Consider the following 5,584-nt stretch of genomic DNA (forward strand, 5'->3'; position numbering starts at 1 on the left):
CGAAAGGACTGATGGCCGATATCCGGCTGCCGCCCGCAACCTGACAGGCTTGCAGATTGTCACAGCAACAATTTCATAACATCGAACGAACTCCACCACAGTAAGAGCCCGTCGATTCGATAATTCCTCACCGCTTACGTTTGGGTTGGTTGGCGTCCGCCTAGAACTGCTGGGATAATAACACCAGCGTTTGTTCGCCCCTCGGGGGCAAGAGCAAGTTCGAGACGAACGGCGAGATCGTCCGGGTGACCGACGACTTTCATTTCCCGGCAAATCCGACCGGTCTCATCAACGATAGATACCGATGTCTCTTGCAACGAGACGTCAAGGCCTGCAAAATACTTCATGCTGCGCTTCCTTCCATTGATGTTTGTGGCTGTTCTCACATGACCACGTTTATCATCAACTCGAAGCGCAGCACCTCTTCATCAAACCTGTGATGTCGAGGCAGGGACTCAAGCCCAATATCCTATCTGTTAGGATCGCCCCATGATCGAGACGTTGAGGTTTGCTCCATCCGCCGAGGCACCTTTCGCGGAAGGACGGGAGGGCTGCTCTTGTGCTGACCCCGACGGCATACATCAACGGCTTCGGCGCTAAGCGAAAACTGATCGCGACACAAAATATGACAATTTCGGAAGCCGGTATCGTCGAGCGCGGGCTTTTCTTCCCATAGGTAATCACCGGTAAGATTTACGTGTTCCCATGAGAGCGGCGACAGGCTGGCAAGCAGGGGCTCGGCGACTGGCTGCCCGGTATTTCGAAGGACATCGACGACACGGCCCGTGTAGATCGTGTTCCAGTGAATGATAGCGGTGACGATCAGATTGAGGGCCGATGCTCGGATTGACAAGTTTTCCTGGCTTCGATCACGGAACCGGCCGAGACGGTGGAGATTGACGGCACGCACGAGACTGTTGCGGCTCTCCCCTTTATTCAGCTCTGCAGCTGTTGTCTTCCGAAGATCCTCGTCATTGATCCAGTCGAGCGTGAACAGGGTCCGCTCGATCCGGCCCATGTGACGTAGCGCCTGGGCGAGACCGCTCTGCCTCGTGGTTGCGGACAATCGCTTGAGCATGAGCGAGGCACTGACGGTGCGCGTGCGCAGCGAGGTCATCAGGCGCAAAATATCGTCCCAATGCGCCCGGATCAGGTCGGCGTCGATGCGGTCGCCCATGACATTCTGAAGAATGCCATACTGTTTTGCAGGCCTAAAGCCATAGAGGCATCGCCCATCGAGATCGGGAATGCGAGGCACGAAAGCAAAGCCGAGCGCATGGCAAAATGCAAAGACGAGATCGCTGACGCCGCCGCCATCGACGTGATGGCGGACGATGTTGAGACCTACATCGGTTTCAAGAAGAGCATCGAGAACATGGACCGCTTCGCTCGCCGTCGCAGCGATGATCTTTGTGTGGAACGGAGCATAGCGGCCCGAGATCGCTGTGTAGAGCTTGATGATCGGGTTGGTTCCGTAATGGCCGTTGACGCCGCCGGCGACTTCACCGCCATCGCCAAGATGGATATGCTGTCCATCGGAGGAGGAGACGGTGTGAGAACCAAAGACGGCCGCGAACGGGGCGGCATGTTGGGCCTCGACGAGCTTGGCAAGCGCCAGGGAGAACGTCTCCTCCCTGAAGTGCCATATCGCCATCTGCTGTAGCTGGCGGCGTGTTATGCCGGGGCAGGCGAGCGCCATCTTCGAAAAGCCGAGGTTTGTGGCTTCGGCGATGAGCGCTGCATAGAACACACGCATGTCGTTCGGCGTCCGTCCGGTCTGAAGATGCTCAAACAGGGAGCTGAAGCCGGTCATTCGATCAATATCGGCGACGAGGTCCGTCAGCCGGATCGGCGGCATGGCTGCTGCCACTCGTTTTGCGAATGCGAGTGCAGCTTCGGTCTCGGCGGTTTTGACCGCGGGTACTCGCAACCCCTTTGCGCCGATGCGCGTGTCGCCACGACCGGTCTCCAAACGGTTCGCTGCCTCGCGCAGTTTCTGGTCCAGCGCTTCGGCTTTCTGAGCAAGATAGATCTCGACATCGATCGGAATTGCGACGGGGATTCGGGCCTCGGCCTTGATGATGGCATAGGTCTGGTGCGAGATCATGTCCTCGTCGAGCGCGCGGTAGGTGCGCGACCCTTTTATCCAGATCTCGTTGGCAGCAATCCGGTTCTTCAGTTCGACAAGGATGAAGAGTTCCAGCATTCTCTGATCGATCGAGCCGTCCGCTGCCAGGATCACCTTGATCCAGCGCTTGTCGACCAAATCGCGCGCGTTCTCAATCCAGGGCGGATTTGTCGAGCGACGGCGACCTTTTCCTGCGACCTTCATTTGCATCACTATGCCGATGAAGTCGCGGTTTTGACGGTTCCCCTCGAAGGTGAACGCTGTCAGGAACGGAGCTGAGAACCGCCGGATGCGCGCATATTGGGCCGGCAGGTAGGCGATCAGATCGTCATCTTTACGGGTACGAGAGGCCGCTTTTGCAGCTGCGGTCGCCTGCATCAACTGGTCCCAACTGCTGACAGCGTTGACTGCCTCATCCAGGGAAAGCCCGGTTTCGCGTTTGGTGGAAATAGCCTCTCCGAAGCTTACGAAGAAATCCAGAGCCGATGTCGCCGATGAGGCATTTTCCAGTAGTTGCCTGTCGCGCTCAGCCTCTGCCCGCCGGAATGTCTTGCCAATCAGGACCTCGAACATGCCGATCGCTGCATCAGTGAGCGCAATTTCCATCTCCAGAAGGAAGGCTCCAAGTGTTGCATATCGGCGGCCTGACCGCATTTGCTCGAAATTCTGGGCTGTCAGGCGGCGACCTTCCTGTGCCATGCGACGCACACGGTGGGCAGGGACGACCTGGAGCACATCGTTGGAAAGCCCGACATGACGCACGGCCTCAAGCCGATCAATCAATCCTCGCATGGCGGCTTCGCCGGCTTTTCCGGGCGGTTCGCGTAACCAGGAGATCCCACTTTGACGGATACGCGGTCCCATACCCAACAAGGCCTCCATCCTGACAACCAGATCTGGAGGCAGTCTCGCGGCAACATCTGCGAACAGCGCTTCCTCCGCTTCGGTGCAGGCTTGCCCTGCCAACCGTTCGATCACCGTGATGCCGGGAATGACGATACGCCGACGGCGCATCTCATCGGCGAGCGCTGTGATAACGAACTTGTCCTTGGTCGAGGCGATCGCCACACCTCGCGCGAAGGCAAGCAGGTCAGCTCGCAGGGGGTGGCTCAGTTCGGTGAACCCGTAGTGTTGACGTAGGACGGCCAGTTGTTCGTAGCGCGTGGGCGTTCTTCGTGCGAAACTTGCCAGCGCCTCTGGTTCGATGCTGAGCTGCTCGGCCAGAAAGGCGAGCGCGCTTTCCGGGATCACCTCCCCACGCTGGATCAGTCGTCCGGGATAGCGAAGGGCACAGAGCTGAAGGGCCAAACCCAACCGAGTATCGTCACGCCGGCGTGTTTCGAGAAGACGCTGGTCTTCGTCATTGAGGCTCCAATGGCGGATCAGGGTGTCGTCGTCGGCGGGCAGGGCGAGAAAACTTTGCCGTTCGGCATCCGTCAAAATCATGCGGCGAGGCATCGGCACTCCATCTGTCACAAAAAGACCGGAGATAACCGTTCACAGAGCTTACATTGCAAGACGGGTTATGTGACAATCTACAGGCTTTGCCGCCGCGAAATGAAAATTGTCACACAGACGGACGTATAAATGACAACGTTGATCGGATATGCGCGGGTGTCGAAAGCCGATGGTAGTCAGGTCCACGATCTGCAACGCGATGCGCTGACCCAAGCTGGGGTCGAGGCCGACAATATCTATGAGGACTCCGCGTCAGGAAAGAAGGATGACCGTCCCGGTCTGGCCGCCTGCTTGAAGGCGCTGCGCCGTGGCGACACAATCGTCGTCTGGAAGCTAGACCGCCTCGGCCGCGATCTTCGCCACCTCGTCAATCTGGTCGGCGACCTTACCCAGCGGAATATCGGCCTTAAGGTCTTGGCAGGCGAAGGTGCATCAATCGATACTTCGACGGCCAATGGTCGACTGGTGTTTGGTATCTTCGCTGCACTTGCCGAGTTCGAGCGGGCGCTGATCGTCGAACGGACCAAAGCAGGCCTAGCGGCAGCCCGCGCTCGCGGCAGAAATGGTGGAGCGCCGTTCAAGATGACGCCGGCAAAGCTGCGCCTTGCTGAGGCAGCAATGGGAAAGCCGGAAACGAAGGTGGCAGACCTATGCGTCGAGCTTGGCGTCACGCGACAAACGCTTTACCGTTTTGTGGGGCCGAAAGGCGAGCTACGAGCCGATGGCGAAAAAATGCTGAAAAAGAAAACGCGGTAATTATCCGCATAGAAGGTGAAAGGTTACGCGATGGCTGTTGTCCGATGGGAGGATTGGAATGGTAATGGGCTGGAGCATTGCGTCTGTACCGATGCTGGCGAGGGCCTCATCCTGGAAGGTGTTGTCGCGGGGACCCGGCACGGGGCCTATGGAGGATACTACTTCGTCCGCACCGACTCAGCGTTCAGGACGCGCGAGGTGCGCGTTAGATATGTCGACGGGCCATATCTGCATGTGGAGGCAGATGGCAAAGGAAACTGGCGCGACGCCCTCAAGGACAGGCCGCTCCCCGACCTGGATGGCTGCATCGATGTTGATATCGGGATCACTCCGGCTACAAACACGCTGCCTATCAAGCGGTTGAAGCTACAGGCAGAGGCAAGCCAAGATATTACGGTCGCCTATGTCCCCCTTCTCGATCAGATCAACGGTGATTTTCTGCCGCAGCGGGCGGAGCAGCGTTACACCTGCCTGACGCCAGATCGCCGCTATCGCTATGAAGGTTTGTTTCGAGCGTTTACAGCCGAACTTGAAATCGACGAAACAGGTCTCGTGCTCGATTATCCCGACACATTCCGCAGAGTGAAAATGACACCGTAGTTACGGCCGCGATAAATAGGGAAAATCGCTGTCCACTCGACTCTGGCCCCGCTGACCATACGTCGATCTCACTACCGTATATCTGTGCCCGTTTAATGTTCAGGGGCCATCTGGCTGGCAAGATGGCGTCGACATTTTTGATACGCAAGCCGTTGGCCTGCTTGCCGAAGCCGGGCTCTGGGGTGCCATCCGCCATCATGGTTTGGTGGGTGACATGGTGATCGTGTCCGACGATGCCGGCCAGTTCCGCGTCGGCAATCATGCCCTCTGTTGGGTGCATGCAGAACGTCTGGTGCAAAAGTTGATGCCGGCAACCGCAAAGGAGGAGCGATGGGCCACAGTCGTCCGCGATCTCATCTGGCGATACTACAAAGCTTTGAAAGCCTACAAGCAGAACCCTACCCCAGCATCCGCTCCCGCATTCCGACGACGGTTCGATCGGATCTTCACTCTACGCACCGGTTATGAGGCCCTCGACAAGCTTCTTGAGCGGCTGCATCGAAGAAAGAACGAACTCCTGAAGGTGCTCGACTATCCCGACATTCCGCTGCACACCAACGCATCGGAAAGCGCCCTGCGGACGATTGTGCGGATTTCGCTAAATCGGGACAGCGGTTTCAGCAAGTCGCGGACAAGCGTTTC

The 5,584-nt window shown here is 57.8% G+C and carries 3 protein-coding genes and 2 pseudogenes; 3 read left to right on the plus strand and 2 right to left on the minus strand.

What is annotated here, in order from left to right; translation table 11 throughout:
- Positions 1-230 precede the first annotated feature (230 nt).
- Together EQW76_RS28380 and EQW76_RS28385 are read right to left on the minus strand one after the other, a co-directional pair.
- Positions 231-347: pseudogene (locus tag EQW76_RS28380) on the minus strand (IS110 family transposase); the annotation flags it as partial.
- Between the two features lie 287 nt (positions 348-634).
- Positions 635-3,586 (minus strand): annotated as a pseudogene (locus EQW76_RS28385) (Tn3 family transposase); the annotation flags it as partial.
- A 129-nt stretch (positions 3,587-3,715) separates the two neighbouring features.
- On the opposite strand from EQW76_RS28385, the gene EQW76_RS28390 reads away from it, so the two are divergent.
- The 3 genes from EQW76_RS28390 to EQW76_RS28400 form a co-directional block, all read left to right on the plus strand.
- Positions 3,716-4,342, plus strand: a complete 627-nt coding sequence (locus EQW76_RS28390; RefSeq protein ID WP_142832583.1) for a recombinase family protein — start codon at positions 3,716-3,718, stop codon at positions 4,340-4,342.
- A 30-nt stretch (positions 4,343-4,372) separates the two neighbouring features.
- On the plus strand, positions 4,373-4,942 hold the full coding sequence (locus EQW76_RS28395; RefSeq protein ID WP_142832584.1) for a putative glycolipid-binding domain-containing protein: 570 nt from the start codon (positions 4,373-4,375) through the stop codon (positions 4,940-4,942).
- A gap of 214 nt (positions 4,943-5,156) precedes the next feature.
- Positions 5,157-5,584: transposase (locus EQW76_RS28400; protein WP_244617045.1), on the plus strand; the 428-nt coding region annotated here is incomplete at its 3' end.

The organism is Rhizobium sp. rho-13.1 (assembly GCF_007000305.1).
Taxonomy (GTDB): Bacteria; Pseudomonadota; Alphaproteobacteria; order Rhizobiales; family Rhizobiaceae; genus Rhizobium; species Rhizobium rhododendri.